At 61.9% G+C, this 13,321-nt stretch carries 14 protein-coding genes and 1 pseudogene; 7 read left to right on the forward strand and 8 right to left on the reverse strand.

Features of this window, described 5'->3' with window-relative positions:
- Positions 1–53: 53 nt before the first annotated feature.
- The 5 genes from NKJ46_RS08590 to NKJ46_RS08610 form a co-directional block, all read right to left on the reverse strand.
- A complete protein-coding gene (locus NKJ46_RS08590; RefSeq protein ID WP_352664056.1) occupies positions 54–1,721 on the reverse strand; it encodes a vWA domain-containing protein in 1,668 nt (555 codons plus the stop codon).
- Between the two features lie 111 nt (positions 1,722–1,832).
- The gene (locus NKJ46_RS08595) at positions 1,833–2,831 is read right to left on the reverse strand and encodes a GlxA family transcriptional regulator (RefSeq protein ID WP_352464953.1); all 999 of its coding nucleotides are present in this window, start codon (positions 2,829–2,831) and stop codon (positions 1,833–1,835) included.
- A 16-nt stretch (positions 2,832–2,847) separates the two neighbouring features.
- The gene (gene folD, locus NKJ46_RS08600; protein WP_352664058.1) at positions 2,848–3,747 is read right to left on the reverse strand and encodes a bifunctional methylenetetrahydrofolate dehydrogenase/methenyltetrahydrofolate cyclohydrolase FolD; all 900 of its coding nucleotides are present in this window, start codon (positions 3,745–3,747) and stop codon (positions 2,848–2,850) included.
- A 37-nt stretch (positions 3,748–3,784) separates the two neighbouring features.
- Positions 3,785–3,919 (reverse strand): hypothetical protein, encoded by a 135-nt coding sequence (locus tag NKJ46_RS08605; RefSeq protein ID WP_352664060.1) that lies wholly within the window; start codon positions 3,917–3,919, stop codon positions 3,785–3,787.
- 36 nt (positions 3,920–3,955) lie between these two features.
- Positions 3,956–4,621, reverse strand: a complete 666-nt coding sequence (locus NKJ46_RS08610; protein WP_352664062.1) for a hypothetical protein — start codon at positions 4,619–4,621, stop codon at positions 3,956–3,958.
- A 226-nt stretch (positions 4,622–4,847) separates the two neighbouring features.
- Here NKJ46_RS08610 and proC point away from each other — a divergent pair, with 226 nt between their 5' ends.
- Entirely contained in the window at positions 4,848–5,663 is an 816-nt protein-coding gene (proC, locus tag NKJ46_RS08615) for a pyrroline-5-carboxylate reductase (RefSeq protein ID WP_352664064.1), read from the forward strand.
- 170 nt (positions 5,664–5,833) lie between these two features.
- Here the strand turns inward: proC and NKJ46_RS08620 are convergent, their stop codons facing one another.
- Positions 5,834–7,150, reverse strand: a complete 1,317-nt coding sequence (locus NKJ46_RS08620; RefSeq protein ID WP_352664066.1) for an NAD(P)H-dependent oxidoreductase — start codon at positions 7,148–7,150, stop codon at positions 5,834–5,836.
- 257 nt (positions 7,151–7,407) lie between these two features.
- Here NKJ46_RS08620 and NKJ46_RS08625 point away from each other — a divergent pair, with 257 nt between their 5' ends.
- The 6 genes and pseudogenes from NKJ46_RS08625 (at position 7,408) to NKJ46_RS08650 (ending at position 11,363) form a co-directional block, all read left to right on the forward strand.
- Positions 7,408–8,643 (forward strand): pilus assembly protein TadG-related protein, encoded by a 1,236-nt coding sequence (locus tag NKJ46_RS08625; protein ID WP_352664068.1) that lies wholly within the window; start codon positions 7,408–7,410, stop codon positions 8,641–8,643.
- Positions 8,644–8,648: 5 nt separating this feature from the next.
- Complete coding sequence (locus NKJ46_RS08630) at positions 8,649–9,089, forward strand: TadE/TadG family type IV pilus assembly protein (RefSeq protein ID WP_352664070.1); 441 nt, start codon at positions 8,649–8,651, stop codon at positions 9,087–9,089.
- Positions 9,079–9,483 (forward strand): TadE/TadG family type IV pilus assembly protein, encoded by a 405-nt coding sequence (locus tag NKJ46_RS08635; protein ID WP_352664072.1) that lies wholly within the window; start codon positions 9,079–9,081, stop codon positions 9,481–9,483. The genes NKJ46_RS08630 and NKJ46_RS08635 overlap by 11 nt, the downstream gene beginning before the upstream one ends.
- A 168-nt stretch (positions 9,484–9,651) precedes the next feature.
- On the forward strand, positions 9,652–10,533 hold the full coding sequence (locus NKJ46_RS08640; protein WP_352664074.1) for a YihY/virulence factor BrkB family protein: 882 nt from the start codon (positions 9,652–9,654) through the stop codon (positions 10,531–10,533).
- An 80-nt stretch (positions 10,534–10,613) separates the two neighbouring features.
- A pseudogene (locus NKJ46_RS08645) lies at positions 10,614–10,754 on the forward strand (SDR family oxidoreductase); the annotation flags it as partial.
- 105 nt (positions 10,755–10,859) lie between these two features.
- Entirely contained in the window at positions 10,860–11,363 is a 504-nt protein-coding gene (locus NKJ46_RS08650; RefSeq protein ID WP_352664076.1) for a DUF2314 domain-containing protein, read from the forward strand.
- Positions 11,364–11,433: 70 nt separating this feature from the next.
- Here NKJ46_RS08650 and NKJ46_RS08655 read toward each other — a convergent pair whose 3' ends face one another.
- Together NKJ46_RS08655 and NKJ46_RS08660 are read right to left on the reverse strand one after the other, a co-directional pair.
- Positions 11,434–12,195, reverse strand: coding sequence for a glutamine amidotransferase (locus tag NKJ46_RS08655; RefSeq protein WP_352664078.1), 762 nt, complete (start codon positions 12,193–12,195; stop codon positions 11,434–11,436).
- Between the two features lie 88 nt (positions 12,196–12,283).
- Positions 12,284–13,285 carry a rhamnose ABC transporter substrate-binding protein gene (locus tag NKJ46_RS08660; protein ID WP_352488291.1) on the reverse strand — a complete coding sequence of 334 codons (1,002 nt, stop codon included), beginning with the start codon at positions 13,283–13,285 and terminating at the stop codon, positions 12,284–12,286.
- Between the last annotated feature and the right edge of the window lie 36 nt (positions 13,286–13,321).

A 13,321-nucleotide genomic window follows, 5' to 3' on the forward strand; every position in this document is an offset into this window, starting at 1 on the left:
GCGCAATTCCGGACGGAAAACCGTTCCACACTTTTCCTGGAATTGCTCTGGATCTATTGAACCGTCAGCTCGGCTCGCGCACCGGCCCTGACCGTGACCGTGCCTTCTTTCGAGCTGTTGTCCGGTTTCTCCGAAACCACCGCGTAGTCGCCGGACGACAGGGTGGCTTCATACTTCTGGTCATAGGCGTAGCCGACCGACTTGCGGGTTCCGTCGATGTTCTTCCTGGCCTCGAATATCTCGATCTTCGAGGCCCCTGGCGCGGTTATCGTCAGCATGCCGGCGTTTATCGCGATCTTCAGATCCTGATGGTCGCCAACCTTGACGCTGAACGGCTGCTCGGCCACCGCAAGGTCGACCGTCGCGACCATTACATAATCGTCGGGCGGCAGATCGAACTTGCTGTCCGGACCGTAGGCATAAGTCACCTCCCGCCTGGTTCCGTCGACGTTCTTTTTCGCCTGGAGCACCTTGAAACCAACGCCCGAACCCTCGGCCTTGTCACCGCCGGCAGCATAATAGGCATTGGCAACGATACGCCCGACGCCGACAATGATGTCCTTGTCGATGACCCTGCCGGCGGCAAGCAGGATCGTCTCGGTAACCATGCCCTGGCCGATCGTGACGGTCACCTTCTGGTCGCCGGCCGGCAGCACGACTTTCGTGTCGCCGTAATAGGTCGGCGGGGTATCGACGCCGGGATAGCCGATTACGACAGCCGCGCCGTCATCTACGTCCGCTCCTTCGCTTGGCCTGGGGTGGATGACCAGCGTGCCGGCATTCAGGTTGAAGTGCGGCTTGGCGACCTCGCCAGGCTCTATCTTGATCTTCTGTTCGGCCCTGGCCTCGCCGGCGCGCGCGACGACGATGTAGTCGCCCGGCTCCAGATTGCCTTTGTAGGCGCCATATTCGGTGATGACGGGATCGCCGCGCGTGCCGTCGGAATTCGCCTTGTAGATCTCCCAGGCATTGCCGTCGGTGACGGGATCGCCACCCTCGGCAAGCACGACGGTGGGCACGAAATTGGACTCCGCCGGCTTGGCGGGGGTCGGCTGGGGAGCAGGCTGCGGGGCGGGAGCCGGTTCAGGGACGGGTGGCGGAGGCGCGACGGTCTCGACCAAGGCGTCGTGCAATGCCTTTTCATCCGATGCCTCGACATATTTGCCGCCGGTGTTGTCGGCGAGGCAAGCAACCTGCTTGCCCTCGGCCGCCGTCAGGCCGAAGCCGACAACATTGACGGTGAAGTCGACGCCGGCAGCCTCCAGTTCCTTGCCGAGCGCACAGGGGTCGCCATTGCATGTCTCGATGCCATCGGTGATGAGAACGACCGTCGCCTTCTCCTCGGTGTATTTCAACGCCTCCGCCGCTTGCTTGACCGCGGCGGTCAGCGGCGTCTTGCCCTGAAATTTCAGGCTGTCCGCCGCGGCTGAGATCGCACTTGCCGAGCCGGCCTGTGGCGGCACGATCAGTTCGATGTCGTCGCAACTGGCCTTCTCGCGATGGCCATAGGCCATGAGGCCGATTTCCTCGTCGGCCGGGACCGATTGCAGCACGTTCCGCAGCGATTGACGGGCGATTTCGAGCTTGGGCTTGCCGTCGATCTGCGCCCACATCGAGCCGGAGGCATCGAGAATGACGATGACGCGATCGGCGGCGAAGCCGAACCCCGTCATCCACAGCAGCAGGGCCGCCGCAGCGGCGCTCCGCACGAATCCGGCCATTGAATATCTCCCCGTCAGTCGCCGCCGCTCGGCGCCGGAAAGCTATTTGACGCTGCGTCGCGACACAAGCCCGGGCGGAGCACGAAGCTCCGCCGCCTCTGTGCAAAACCCTCAATAGGTCGTGCGGCGTTCCTCGGAAGGTGGCCGGCCGAATTGCAGCCGGTAGCTCTGGGCAAAATAGGAATGCGAGGTGAAGCCGGTGGCGATTGCCACGTCGAGGATCGGCATGTTGGTCTGGCGCAGCAATTCGCGCGCCCGCTCAAGCCTGAGCCGCATGTAATAGCGCCCGGGCGTCACACTGAGGTGGCGCAGGAACAGGCGCTCGACCTGGCGCACCGACAGGCCCGCCGACTTGGCGAGCTGCACCGCCGACAGCGGCTCGTCGAGATGGTCGGCCATCAGCTCGACGATGCGCCGCAGCTTTTCTGACTTGCCGGTCAGGTCGCGCTCCGGGCCGACACGCTGGCGGTCACCGGCCGAGCGGATGCGCTCATGCTGGAACTGGTTGGCGACGCCATTGGCGAGGCTCGAGCCGAAATCGCCGCGCACGATCTCCAGCATCAGGTCGATCGAGGTGGTGCCGCCAGCGCAGGTGTAGCGCTTGCGGTCGATCTCGAAGACGTTGCCGGTGCAGTTGATCTCCGGAAAGCGTTCGAGGAAACCGGCGCGGTTTTCCCAATGTATGGTGCAGCGATAGCCATCGAGCTGCCCTGCCTCGGCAAGCAGATAGGACCCGACCGAAAGCGCGCCGAGCGCATTGCCGCGCCGGCCCCAGCTGCGCAGCGCCGCCAGCACCTTGCTCTTGCCGGGAAATTCCGTCGTTAGCCCGACCGAGACGAACAGGATGTCGACCGGCGGCAGATCGGCAACGGCGTAGTCGATCTTGAGCGGCAGGCCGTTAGACGCCATGACGGCATCGCCGTCGGCCGACACCGTCGTCCAGCCATAGAAATCGCGGCCGAGCAGCCGGTTCGCCGACCGGAACGTGTCGATTGCCGCGGCCAGCGAGAACATGGAGAACTTGTCGACCAACAGAAACCCGAACTGCCGGCCGCCCTGAACGGGATCATTGGTGACCGGCCGCTCTAAGGGGACAGTGAGGTTGGGCAAGGACGCTGCTCTCTGGTCAGAAGGAAGGCCGTTTCAACCCGGCTGCGAGGTAGGCGGAAGCTAGCGTGTTGGCCATCAGCATGGCAATGGTCATCGGCCCGACGCCGCCAGGCACCGGCGTGATGGCGCCGGCCGCCTTCGCTGCTTCGGCAAAGGCGACATCGCCGACAAGGCGGGTCTTGCCTTCGCCCTTTTCAGGTGCGGCGATGCGGTTGATGCCGACGTCGATGACGGTGGCGCCAGGCTTGACCCAGTCGCCGCGGACCATTTCAGGCCGGCCGACGGCTGCAACCAGAATATCGGCGGTGCGGGCAAGCGCCGGCAGGTCCCTGGTGCGGCTGTGTGCGATGGTGACGGTGCAGTTGGCGGCAAGCAGAAGATTGGCCATCGGTTTGCCGACGATGTTCGAACGCCCGACGACGACCGCATTGAGGCCGGACAGGTCCTTGCCGCGCACGCGTTCGGTCAGCAGCATCGAGCCGGCCGGCGTGCAAGGTACGAAGGCGGTCTCGAGCTCGCCGGTGCCAAGCTTGCCGACATTGATGAAGTGGAAACCGTCGACATCCTTCTCCGGCGCGATGGTCTGGATGATCTTGCCGGCATCGATATGGCCGGGAAGCGGAAGCTGCACCAGGATGCCGTTGATGGCCGGATCGGCGTTGAGCTGGCCGATGATCTTCAACAGGTCCGGCTCGGAGGTTTCGGCCGGCAGCGTGTGCTGAACCGAATGGAAGCCGCATTCCTTGGCGGTGCGCGATTTGGAGGCGACATAGACCTGGCTCGCCGGATCCTCGCCGACGATGACCACGGCGAGACCGGGCTGCCGTCCGCCCTTTTCCGCGAGTTCGGCGGTCAGGACCTTGACCCGCCGCACCACGTCTTCGGCGACGCTTTTTCCGTCAATCAACTCAGCCATGAACCACCCTCGACGCCTATCGCGTAAGCCTGCCGCGTCAAAACATCCATGCGGCGCGCTCCAGATATCTTTTATGCAGGTCGTTGCCCAGAACCATGCGCAGGCGGGCGGACTGCAGCGCGGCATTTTCACGAAAATCGAGCCGGGCAATCCCGTCAATGCGCCGTCCCATGCCGTTAACTCGAAACCGGCATGTTTTATTCGACGCTTAGAAATAGCGGCGGCGCGTGCGGTTTTCGGTGAGCTCCCGAACGACCTCGCGGAATTCGCGCAGGCTGGCGCGGATTTCTTCGATCTGGGTTTGCTGATCGGCGGCTTCCGAGGCCTGATTTGCCGCCTTCGACCAGGCCTGAGTATGGGCCGAATGCGGCGGCGTGGGTTGCTGCGGATAGAAGACAGGCGATATGGCTGCGCTGGAATTTGTCGCGGCGGAAGTCTCGCCGGACGCCATCTCCTCCGGCGCTCTGCCGGGCATGAGCCTGCGCAGCGCTGACAACACGGCGCCGATCGGACCCCGACGCGCTGCCCGGTACGCTTTGTCCTCAGCGGAGCCGGCATCGGGGCCGCCAAGGGAGCCAGCGGGTTCGAAAACTACATCGGCAGCTGCAGCCTCTTCCATCAGCATGGTGCCGGCCTTTGGCTCATCAGGATCGGGCTGGCTGATACCGGCGGCTGCCAACAGGATCGGGCTGGCACGCGCTTCGCGGCGCGAGCGGGCGAGACGATGGCGTGTGGCGGCATCCTCGCGCCATGACGGGCCTGCGCGGTCCTCTAGCGAAACCAGCGACGCTTCGTCCCCGTCGCTCGCTGCCTCGACGAACGACAGCAGGGACTGCTCGTTCCTCCAGTGTTCACGATTATTCCTATAAGCCATGGTTTCTGGAGCTTTCCCCTCGGGCTGGGACGTAGCGACCGCCACTGGTTAAGCGATGCTAAACAGGCATAGGAAATAAAAGGTTAATTTGGTCGCCGCGCCACTGCACGACTACATGCGCATGCCAACCGCAAGGTCCGGGTTTCCGCCTGATCACGGTCCCAACAGGACTTCCCCGCCCTGCCGCGAACGTCTATGGGGAAGCCATCTCTATGGGAGGCTTTCGATGACGATCAGGCTTGTTCTCGCCGGTTGCGGCAATATGGGCTACGCCATGCTCTCGGGCTGGCTGAAAGCCGGCAAGCTCGCTCCGGCTGCGGTGTTCGTGGTCGAGCCCAGTGCCGAGTTGCGCAAGCGTGCCGAAGCACTGGGCTGCTCTGCTGCCGCGGATGCCGGCGCCATCCCGGCAGACGCCGTGCCGGCCCTCGTCGTCCTTGCGGTCAAGCCACAGGTGATCCGCGACGTGACCGCTGGCTACATCCGCTTCAACGATGGCCGAACCACTTTCCTCAGCATCGCCGCCGGGACGCCGGTCGCCACGTTCGAAGGCGTTCTCGGCGACCGCGCGCCGATCGTGCGCTGCATGCCCAACACGCCGGCGGCGATCGGCAAGGGCATGATGGTGGTGTTTTCCAACAGGCTGGTTTCCGAGGACACCAAACGCCTTGTCGCCGACCTGCTTTCGGCGAGCGGGCAAGTGGCCGACATCGACGACGAAGGCCTGATGGATGCGGTGACGGCAGTCTCCGGATCGGGGCCGGCCTATATCTTCCACTTCATCGAAGCGCTGACCGTGGCCGCCGAGAAGGCTGGCCTGCCTGGCAAGGTCGCAAAGCTTCTGGCCATGCAGACGGTCTACGGCGCCGCCTCGCTTGCCGCCGAAAGCGGCGAGGAGCCTGGCGTGCTCAGGCAGCAGGTGACCAGCCCCAACGGCACTACGGCTGCCGCCCTTGCCGTGCTGATGGGCGAGGACCGTCTGACGCGCCTGCTCACCGAAGCGGTGGAAGCGGCGCGGCTGCGGTCGATCGAGTTGGGGAAGTAGGGCTTTTGAGAGAAGCCGGTCGGCGGCGATCGTCTGCCGTGCGTTTCAGCGGCAATAGCCGCCTTTAGAAAAGCAGGGCTCCTTCGCGCCCCCCTCTGTCCTGCCGGACATCTCCCCCACGAGGGGGGAGATTGGCAGTTTGGGCGCTTCGCTCACGAACTGCGATGCACCTACCCCGCCCCATACAGCATCTCGTCCTGCAGCCGGCGCAAGGCGAACAGCCTGGTCGTCGGGTCGGGCGCAGCATTGTCGGCGGTGAGCAATTCGCCTTTCCTCACCGGTTTCAGCACCTTGCCGCCTTCGAGCAGACCGACCGGCACGGCGCGGTGGGCGCGGGCTTCTTCGACGGTCATGGTCCAGGAGCGGTAGCAGGTCTCGCCGATCGCGTCGAAAACCTCGCCTGCCGCCAGATCCCGCTTGGCCACCGCGCAGACCTCGGCAACCGGCCGCGGCAGCGGCACCATGTCGGGTTTGCCGTAGAGCGCGATACGAGCGGCCGTCAGCGGAACTTCCAGCGAGGTCAGATGGTAGGGCCTGAAGAAGCTGTAATAGGGGCCGTGGCCGATATGCAGATCGTCCATGCGCTCGATGATGCGCGGATGCGTCGCCTCGACGATGACGAAGACGCCGGGCGCCACGCCCTTGCCGACGGTGTAGTCGACGACGCCCTTTTTCGACAGGATGCCGCCCTGCTCGCGCGGGATCAGCACCTTGACCAGCTCGTCGCGATCGGCCTTGGGGCCGTGCATGCCGGGAACGTCGGGCACCAGCCCGGTGGCGTTGGCAATGGCGCACATCTCGACCATGGTTTTCGAGCCGTCGACGAACTCGACCAGCATGCGCGGGTTCATGTTTCGGCGCAGCGCTTCGGCGCGGTAGTCGTCGGGAACGGCGTCGTGGTTGAGCGGGTTGTTCTTGCCCTTGCCCGCGGAGACGATGGTGTAGCCGAGCGCCGAGGCGAACTCGATCAGTTCCATGCAGCTCGACGGCTCGTCGCCGGCGCCGACCGAATAGACGACGCCGAGCCTGTCCGCCTGCTGCTTCAGATAGCAGCCAATGGTGACATCGGCCTCGACATTCATCATCACCAGATGCTTGCCGTGCTGCATCGCCATCAGGTCGAAATCGGCGGCGACGCCGGGCTTGCCGGTAGCATCGATGACGACGTCGATAAGCGGATTGGTGACCAGCATTTCGTTCGAGGTAATTGCGATCTTGCCGTTTTCGATCGCCTGGCTGACCTTCGAAGCGCTGTCCGCTTCGGCTGCCATCGCCTCGTCGCCATAGGCAATGCGGATGGCGTCACGCGCCGTATGCGGCCGGCGGGTCGAGATCGCGCAAACCGAAATGCCCGGCATCAGCATGCCTTGCGTCACCAGGTCGGTGCCCATCTCGCCCGAACCGATAACGCCGATGCGCACCGGGCGGCCTTCCGCGGCACGCTTGGCAAGATCGCGGGCAAGCCCGGTCAATGCGACATTGGTCATACTGGAAACGTCCACTGCTTTTTGATTTGAAGCGGGAATAGCAGGGAACGGCAACCCATTGCCAATCGAAACCGGCCGCGGCGGCGATTTCTTGCGCGTGATGCCAAACCGCAATTGGCTCAATCTTGGAACAGCCGACCAATTCGACGGGCGAGAGGCTGCAGCAGAAACAACACGCGCCGCCAGAGCGAGGAGCCGGCTAACAATGGACGGAAAATCTTAGGCAATCCTTTAGTCGTTGCTGCCCAAATAGGGAAATGGAATGGCGTGCCCGTATTTTCACGCATGTGTTCCGCTCTCTGCAAGGAATCGGCGAGAGCGGCAACGTTGCTACTATATTTGCCCTGTCGTTGCCGATCGTCGTCGGTGCAGCGGGCCTCGGTGTCGAAACGTCCTACTGGTACTATAGCAGCCTGAAATTACAGGCTGTGGCGGATGCGGCAGCCTATGCCGGCGCTCTGGAAAAGGTTTCGGGATCCGACAAGCCAACGATAGTCTCCGCCGCGACGCTGTCGGCGACGACGAACGGCTGGGAACCGGCAACAGGTACGATCGAGGTCTTCATCCCTCCGTCTTCCGGCCCGAATGTCGCGAAAAAGGCGGTCGAGGTTATCGTTCATCAAAAGCTTGATCGATTTTTCACGGCAATATTTACGCAAAACTCGGTTGGCGCCCAGGCAAGGGCGGTGGCTCTTATCACCGACGCTTCAAAAGCCTGCATGCAGGCGCGCGATCCTTCCGCTTCCAAAGCGGTGCTCTTTTCCGGCAGTTCGACCACAAAACTGACCGGCTGCTCCGTGATGTCCAATTCCATAGCTGCGGATGCTATCAAGCTTCAGGGATCGGCCAACCTTCAGGTCGATTGCCTCATATCAGCCGGCGGCGTTTCGTTGAACAACCCTGTAACAACCGTTTGCGCCAGCCCCATAACCCAGGCCTTACCCGCTGGTGATCCCTTTATCGACTTGCCGACGCCACCAGCCACAACTCCCTGTCAAAACTCGAGATTGTCAACCCTGACCCCCGGGACATACTGCAGCGGGTTGAGCCTGAGCGGCAATGTTGTCCTCTCGCCCGGCATATACGTCATCCAAGGCGGTGATTTCAAAGCGAACTCGAACGCGAATATCTCCGGCGACGGAGTCATCATCTATCTGGCCGGCAGTTCGGGCGTCAGCATGAACGGCAACGCCACAATCAAGCTTAGCGCACCGACGTCGGGCACGTATTCCGGTGTCCTGTTTTACGGCAACAAGGGTAACCCGACGGGATCGAACACGTTCAATGGCACGGCGGATTCGCTTTTGACCGGCGCCCTGTATTTTCCAACCCAGGCAGTCAATTACCTCGGCAATTTCTCTGGCAAGGGCGGTTGCACCCAGGTCGTCGCCGGTACCGTGCAGTGGTCTGGCAATACGAGCATCAGCCAGGATTGCACGAGCCTCGGAATGCGTGACATTCCGGCCGCACAATCAATAAAGCTAGTCGAGTAATCTTCGTGGCACGGATTTCAGTCCGGATGTTCCGGAGCGATTCAGGTGCTGCCGCGGTCGAGTTTGCGCTGGTACTGCCGATCCTTTGCCTGGTACTTCTCGGCATTACTGACGGCTGGTCTTTTGTATCAAGCGCATTGTCGATGCGTGCCGGCGTTAAAACGGCGGCCAATCTAGTGATGCAAGGCGCAGCCGACGACGTGACTATCCAAGTCGTCGCCCTTTCGAGCTGGGAAACCCATCCCGATGACGCGCAGGTGACGCTGCGCCGGAAATATATGTGCGGGACCATCGTGGTCGATCCATCTGTCCTGTGCGACAGTTCGAAAGCTCCCGCCGTCTTTGTGGAAATACAGGCGACAGCCACCTGGTCACCGCCCTTCAGTTTTGGCGCGTTTTCCCTCTCGCGCGAACTCAGTCATCAACAGGTGATTCGTGTCCGCTAAGTCGAGAGCTTTCACGGGGGATGCATCAGGCGGAGCTGCATTAGAGTTCGCGCTGATCGCGCCTTTCCTGATAATGCTTTTGATCGGCATCTTTGCATTCGGCTGGGCTCTGAATGCCATGTCGAGTGTTCGGTACACGCTGGAAACGTCGTCACGTGCGCTGCAAATGAAAAACTCGCTGACGCAGGCCCAGATCCAAGCCATTGCCACGGAAAAATTACTGGATTTGGGATTGAAAGACGTCGAGGTGACAATAGCAATCGACGCCCCCAGCGGCGGCTTTCGCATGGCACATCTGACCGCCCAATATGCATTCGCAGTCGAGTTCCCGTATTTCGACCGATATCCGATAAATTATCAGACAACCGTCACAGTTCCCCTGACTGCATCGTGAGCACGACCTGGCCAGTCGAGCGGCACCTTTCGATGTTCGCTGCGCGCCGCCTTTATAGGCGATCGCCTTGTACAGCGTGCCGTTGCCGGCTTTGTTCCGGCCGAGCCTCTCCCCTCGCCCGGCGCTGCGCCGCCGCTACTTGTTTGTTGACAGGCATGCGAGGCCTACATGTGGAATTTGGCAGCAGAGGGCTGGAGGCTCCTCAAGCAGAGCGTCATCGGCTTTATCGACGACAATGCGCTGAGCCATGGGGCGGCGATAGCGTTTTATGCCACGACCTCGCTCGCGCCGATCCTGCTCATCATTGTCGCTATCGCCGGCATGGCCTTCGGGCACGAGGCGGCGCAACTCGCGCTTTCGGCACAGATCGCCGGCCTGATGGGGCCGCAAAGTGCCGATCTGCTGCAAGCGACGATCGAAAACGCCTCGCAGAAGGAAGCGGGAACCCTTGCCAGCATTCTGGGGCTGGTCACGCTGTTCGTTGCCGCATCCGGCGTGTTCGGCGAAATGCAGCTGGCGCTGAACGAAATCTGGAAAGTCAAACCGAGCGGGGCAACGATTTCACGGCTGGTCCGGGCACGCATTGCAAGCCTGGGCCTGGTCGCCGCCCTCGGGTTCCTGCTGCTGGTGTCGCTGGTCGTAAGCGCCGCAATTTCGGCGCTCGGAGAAGTCATCAACGCCTACCTGCCGTTCGGCACCATCATCCTGAGCGCGATCAACGGGATCGTCTCGTTTGCCCTGATCACGCTGCTGTTTGCCGCGATTTACAAGGTGCTGCCCGACCGCAGCCTGCAATGGCGCGATGTCGGCCTCGGCGCCGTGGTCACCGGGTTTCTGTTCACCATCGGCAAGTCGCTGATTGGCTGGTATATCGGAACCAGCGCCATCTCATCATCATACGGCGCGGCCGGCGCGCTGCTTGTCGTGCTGTTATGGGTCTATTATTCGGCGGAGATATTTCTGCTGGGCGCCGAATTCACGCGAGCCTATTCGGTCCGACACGGCAGCCGGTCCGATTTGAAGAACAAGGTGGAATCGCATGAGAAATGAGTTCACACCGAAATTCGACCTAGCCGGCAAGGTGGCGCTGGTCACCGGCGCCTCGCGCGGCAGCAGCCGCGCCTGCGCCTGCATTTGCTGGCCACATCCCGCTCGGCCGCATCGGCGACCCGATCGACGTCGCCGGCACCGTGGTGTTCCTCGCCTCGCCGGCGGCGTCGCTGATCAATGGCGCGAGTATATTGGTGGATGGCGGTTGGTCGGTAGCGTGATAGGGCTCTTTGGCTGGTAGTGCGACACCGCCTCTCCCACTCCGGAAGAAGCGCGCGGACTTCGCAGCTCGTTGAGCGGTTCAAGGTTAGTCCAAGAGGTCTTTTATGGGCGAAAAATCTCAATTGAACAGTGAATTCGACGAACCGCGGAATGAGCCACTCTTCACGGCTATCTCGCAGAAAGACCCCGCCTTCCTTGCAGCTTACGATCGCGCGCTTGCGAGTGTGCCGACATTTGTCGAACACATCGAGGGAAATGCAGATGCCTTCTGTTCCGCGAAGCTTCGGTTTCGCGATCCCGACGAGTCCGAACGTCTTGGGGAGGACCACTTTGTTTTCCTTTGGCTTGCCGCAGTGCATTATCATGCTGAGGAGCGGCTATTTTCGGGTACGTTTTTCGAGGTGCCACCCGAGCTTCAGAAATGGCATCAGGTTGGACAGCGGCTTGCATTTGAAGGCGATGATATTTTCGATTGGATGGTTCTCGACGCGGGGCACTTGCAGGGGGGATTCACATTGCGCGTAACCCGAGACAAGCTTCCTGAGAAAGATCGTGGCTCATACGATCGATACATCGGAGTTTCAGTTTATGAGCCACTGCCGTCCTGATTCAACGCATGCTTGATGGCCTGGTTTTTCGTTGGAGGATTGGGCAACCGCACTGGTCAAACCAGCTTTCTCATTCATTGCCGGCGAGCCAATGGACCATGTTCGCCATCAGTCTTCCGTAGAACGGCCATCCGAGGAAATCCTGCGAGAGCCAATGCGGGCCGATATCGGTTGCCCAGGCAATCGTGCGGCCGCGGCCATGGCTGCCGACGGCAAGGAGCGGCCAGTCGGCGCCGCGATGGTGGCAGGTCGCCAGAAGCCGGGACGAACCGTCGCGCCTGAATTCCAGCTTGTTCATGCCGAGAATCGGCGGCAGCGGCCCCTCCACTCCGGACAATATCGGATGTGACGGCTGCAGGATGGAGGCCTGCAGGCCTTGCGGCACCTCCATGCCGTCACAGAAGGGCAGGCAGCGGACCGGCAGCACATCCTCAACCGGGGTGTCGTGGAACCGCGCCGTCCCGAACATGCCCTGAAAGCCCATGTAACCGCCGGCCAGCATCAGCCCGCCGCCACCTTCGACATAGGCCTTGAGCAGATCGAGGCGGTTGACGCCGACACGCCCGGCGCGGGCATCCGGCGTCACCAGCAATGTCAGGGCGCCGACATCGGAGATCACCACCGCCTGATATTGGGCGAGCGCATCGAGTTCATAGGGAAACTCCGCGCTGCAACGCTCACCGCCGATCTGCGTGACCGCGATGCCTTCACTGGCCAGCGCGGTATTGAAGGCGGTCGCACCATTTGTCGAGGCCGCGCTTGTAAGTACATCGCTGCCGATGGCGACCGACGTCGTCGCCGCAAAGGTTTCGCCTGCAAGCAATATCTTCATTGCCGCCCCCGCACTGTTTTCATTCGAGATGTTTTAGGAGGGGCGCCGGATGGACCCGGCGCCCCGCTGGAACTTGAGCTCTAAAGGATCAGAACTTGAACTCGGCCAGATTTTCGGGGGTCACGATCTTGGCCGGACCAAGGATCAGTTCGCCGCCGGCGCCAATCGTGTATTCGCCGAGCCTGCCTGCCGTGAACTTCTCACCCTCCTTGCCGGTGATCTTGCACTGCGCAAGCGCCTGGGCTGTCTGATAGGTAAGATAGCCAAGATCGGTGACGTTCCACCAGATATCTTGAGCCGCCCCGTCCTTAATGTATTTCGAGATCAGAGTGGCCGGCGCGAGGCCGGTCAGCTTGACCTTGCCGATCATGCCCGCTTCCTCGAGTGCACGCGCGGCCGCCGGAAGGCCGATGCCTGCCGGGACGATGATCACCTTGAGATCGGGAAACGCCTGGACCAGCGCCAATGCCTGCTGCTGGTTGATCTGTTCGCTTTCTTCGCCGTAGGCCACCTGCACCAGCTTCATCTTGGAGAACTTCGGCTCGGCCGCCATCTTCGCCTTCATGAAGTCGATCCAGGCGTTCTGGTTGGTCGCCGTCGGCGTCGACGACAGGATCGCGAATTCGCCTTCACCGCCACTGAGGGCGAATGCACTTTCGAGCATCATTTCTGCCAGACTGTCGCCCTTGACCTGATTGACAAATGCCGCGCGGGCATCGGCGGCCACATCGGAGTCATATGAAATCACCCTGACGCCTTGCTGAACGGCGCGCTTCAGCGCAGGCGCGACGGCATTGGCGTCGTTGCCGGCAATTGCGATGACCCCGACCTTCTGCGACACGAGGCTGTTGATGAATTCGATCTGTGCCTCGGCAGTCGCCTGCGATGGGGCGACCTGGGTAGCGGTGCCGCCAATTTCCTTGGCCGCCTCTTGTGCGCCTCCGAAGGCCACTTTGAAGTAGGGGTCCGTGTCGAGCTTGGGCAGGAAACCGACCGTTACGGGTTCCTTGGCGCACTCCTGGCTGAAGGCCAGCGACGTTGGCGCAAGCAGAACCGCGGATGCGAGCAGGGCTAATCTAAACGCTTTCATTGTGACTCCTCCGTCAAAATTCGGGCTTGAAGGAAG

Source organism: Mesorhizobium sp. M0166 (assembly GCF_040322255.1).
In the GTDB taxonomy this organism is placed as follows: Bacteria; Pseudomonadota; Alphaproteobacteria; order Rhizobiales; family Rhizobiaceae; genus Mesorhizobium.

What these genes read in the sequence shown, in the direction of transcription:
- NKJ46_RS08590 (WP_352664056.1), bottom strand. Translation starts at nt 1,721, where the DNA reads ATGGCCGGATTCGTGCGGAGCGCCGCTGCGGCGGCCCTGCTGCTGTGG.
- folD (WP_352664058.1), bottom strand. Translation starts at nt 3,747, where the DNA reads ATGGCTGAGTTGATTGACGGAAAAAGCGTCGCCGAAGACGTGGTGCGG.
- NKJ46_RS08605 (WP_352664060.1), bottom strand. Translation starts at nt 3,919, where the DNA reads ATGGGACGGCGCATTGACGGGATTGCCCGGCTCGATTTTCGTGAAAAT.
- NKJ46_RS08610 (WP_352664062.1), bottom strand. Translation starts at nt 4,621, where the DNA reads ATGGCTTATAGGAATAATCGTGAACACTGGAGGAACGAGCAGTCCCTG.
- proC (WP_352664064.1), top strand. Translation starts at nt 4,848, where the DNA reads ATGACGATCAGGCTTGTTCTCGCCGGTTGCGGCAATATGGGCTACGCC.
- NKJ46_RS08620 (WP_352664066.1), bottom strand. Translation starts at nt 7,150, where the DNA reads ATGACCAATGTCGCATTGACCGGGCTTGCCCGCGATCTTGCCAAGCGT.
- NKJ46_RS08625 (WP_352664068.1), top strand. Translation starts at nt 7,408, where the DNA reads ATGGAATGGCGTGCCCGTATTTTCACGCATGTGTTCCGCTCTCTGCAA.
- NKJ46_RS08640 (WP_352664074.1), top strand. Translation starts at nt 9,652, where the DNA reads ATGTGGAATTTGGCAGCAGAGGGCTGGAGGCTCCTCAAGCAGAGCGTC.
- NKJ46_RS08650 (WP_352664076.1), top strand. Translation starts at nt 10,860, where the DNA reads ATGGGCGAAAAATCTCAATTGAACAGTGAATTCGACGAACCGCGGAAT.
- NKJ46_RS08655 (WP_352664078.1), bottom strand. Translation starts at nt 12,195, where the DNA reads ATGAAGATATTGCTTGCAGGCGAAACCTTTGCGGCGACGACGTCGGTC.
- NKJ46_RS08660 (WP_352488291.1), bottom strand. Translation starts at nt 13,285, where the DNA reads ATGAAAGCGTTTAGATTAGCCCTGCTCGCATCCGCGGTTCTGCTTGCG.